This window comes from Massilia sp. TSP1-1-2 (assembly GCF_049896185.1).
GTDB lineage: Bacteria > Pseudomonadota > Gammaproteobacteria > Burkholderiales > Burkholderiaceae_D > Telluria_A.
The window spans coordinates 1-2,835 of the sequence record NZ_JAFCTU010000071.1; the positions used below are offsets into that span (position 1 = coordinate 1).

Below are 2,835 nucleotides of genomic sequence, written 5' to 3' on the forward strand. Positions count from 1 at the left end.
AGCCTGGGCAATCCCGACCAGCTGAGCGTGTCCGTGGACGGCGTCACTGTGCTGAGCAAGACCATCAGCAACCGCCTCGACGCCCCGCAAACCATCAACGCCACGCCCGGAATCCGCCTGCAGATCGTGCCGACCTTGACCGGCATGACCGGGCGCCCCGGCCAGGACGAGATGTTCTATTTGCAGGGCTCGGGCTTCATGGAGGGCGCGTCCAGCGTCACCGTGGGCGGCGTGGTCCTGGCCGACGCCTACACCACCGGAACGCCCTTCGACGTCACCGGCGCGCGCAACGACAGCGTCAGCCTGGTGGCGCCGCGCACGCTGGACGGACCGATCCGGATCAGCACCGAAGGCGGTTTTGCCGAGCTGCCGGGCGGCGAGTTCGCCAGCCAGCCGCGGGTGGACTTCAGCGCCATCAATGCCACCGCCGGCAGCGGCGTTGCCGCCGATCCGGCCCGTCCTTCGGCCATTACCGGGCAAAACATTGTGCTGTCCGGCCAGGGCTTCAAGTACGGCACGCTGGTACAGTTCCAGGGCATCGACGACGCCGGCAAATTTGGCACCTTGACGGTGGCCGGCACTGCCTCGGGCGACGGCAAGTCGCTCACCGTGCGCGTGCCAGCGCTGGCCCGCAGCGGCGCCGTGACCGTGCTGGGCAGCGGTGTATCGATCAATCTGCAAATCGTGCCGACCCTGCGCGCGGTCGGCGGCCAGGTTGCAGCCGGCAACGTGTTGCTCATCGAAGGCACAGGCTTGACCGCGAACGACCTGGCGATCCAGGTCGACGGGCGCGGCGTGGGCACGTTTGAAGTGACCACGATCAATGCCGGAACCGGCACCTACCAGGACCAGCAACTGCTGCGCATTACGGTCCCGACCGGCGTTGGAAGCGGCTTGATCACCGTCAGTACCGCAGGCGGCAGCGCCGCCTTGCGTGCGGGTGCGCTGGCCATTGGCGTGCTGGCCGAGCAGAATCCCGCCGACGCCGGCAACCTGCTGGCCGGCGCGGCCGATCCGGGCCTTGGCTTGAACCAGAGCGTCGTGGTGCGGGGATCGGTGGGCGACACGCTCGACGTCGACCTGTACCGCGTGACCCTGGCAGCGGGCGAGCGCTTGAGCGCCTTCCTGACCGAGAACAACCACACTTACCTGCGCCTGTTCGACGCCGCCGGCAACGCCATCGCGGGCGGCTACCGCACCGCCGGCGACACCACGCCGCTCAGCGTCAGCGCACCGGCCAGCGGCGCCTACTACGTGGGCGTGAGCGGCTACTCGAACACCGCTTACAATCCGAATGTGGCGGGGTCCGGCTCCAACGGCAACTACACGGGCGCCTACAAGCTCAATTTGCAACGAGTGGCAGCGGCCAGCAGCCGCATCGGCGCGCTTGGCGCCACGGCCGCCAGCGGCACCCCGGCGCGCGCCGCGCTGGCCTCGGCCAATGCGCTGCAGACCATCACGCTGGGTACCAGCGGTTTGTTCAGCGGCGAGCAAGTGGTGTTCACCATGCTGGACGACTATGGCCAGCTCTATGAAACGGCCGTGGCGCCGACCAGCGTTGCAGCCGACGGCAGCAGCCTGACGGTTGCGGTGCCGCTTGGCGCCACCACCGGCATGGTGCGCCTGTCGCGCGACAGCGTCGGCGTGGTGCTGCAGATCGTACCCACTCTGAGCAATGTGGAAGCTGACAACGGCAGCGCCTACCACGGCGGCCAGTTGCGCCTGACCGGCAGCGGTTTCGCCGAAGGCAACGCCAGCGTGCTGTTTGGCGCCCAACAGGTCGCCGACGTCAGCCGCAACTACGGCGTTGACGTGAGCAACAGCGGCCGCGCGCTGTACCTGACCGTGCCGGAAGGCGCGGCCTCGGGCCCGATCCGGGTGTCGACCATCGGCGGCACCAGCGCCGCGTTCGGCATGCGCCTGACCGGTGTCCAAGCCGCCGCCAGCAGCGGCACCGCCGCAGCCCCCGGCCAGGCCTCGGCCATTGCGGGTCAAATGATCGTCATTACCGGCGTGGGCATGGATGCCACCACCGGCTTCGTGTTCCAGACTGACAGCAACGGCAACTCGGGCGAAGTCATTGTGCGCGCTACCCTGATGAACGCGGCCGGTATGCGCGCCGAAGTGCGCGTGCCCGCCAATGCGGTCAGCGGCGTGGTCAGCGCGGTGGGCGACAACGCCGGCGTCGCCTTGCCGCTGCAGATCATTCCCGTCATCACCAGCGTCGACGTGCAGTCGGTTTCCGCCGACGGGCGCAGCGCCGTCGTGGTGTTGCACGGCACAGGCTTTGTCGAAGGCAACAACAGCGAATACCGCTTCGGCACCGGCCCCAACGGCCAGGTCATCATCGACGCCGGCGCGGCGCTCGGGCCGGACGTGCAGCAGATCTACGATTATGCGATCAACCAGTACGTCAACGGCCAGGTCACGCTGACGGTACCGCTGGCCGACGGCGTCTTTGGCGCCATCAGCGTCAAGACCGCCGGCGGCGTGAGCGCCAGTTTCAGCGCCAGCCTCGACGCGGTGCAGGCGCTTGCCTTATCGGGCACGCCGGCCGATGCCGCCACGGCCTCGGCCAATCCGGGCCAGGCCATCACCTTGCGCGGCACCGGTTTAAGCACCGACAGCGATATTTTGCTGCGCTATACCGACTACAACGGCGCTGCGGCCATGGTGCGTGTGAGCCCGGTTGCCGCCAGCGCTGACGGTACCCAGGCGACCTTGCTGGTGCCGTTCGAGGCGAACGGCGTGTTCTCGCTGCAAATGTTCGGCTCGGCCAGCCAGCCGCTGCTGCAGATCGTCCCGACCCTGACCCGTTTTTCGGCCGCGGGCGAC

1 protein-coding gene is annotated in these 2,835 nt (G+C 68.4%); it reads left to right on the top strand.

The features are described from left to right. On the top strand, positions 1-2,835 hold a 2,835-nt coding region (locus ACP7BV_RS26785), incomplete at both ends, for a beta strand repeat-containing protein (protein ID WP_426107940.1).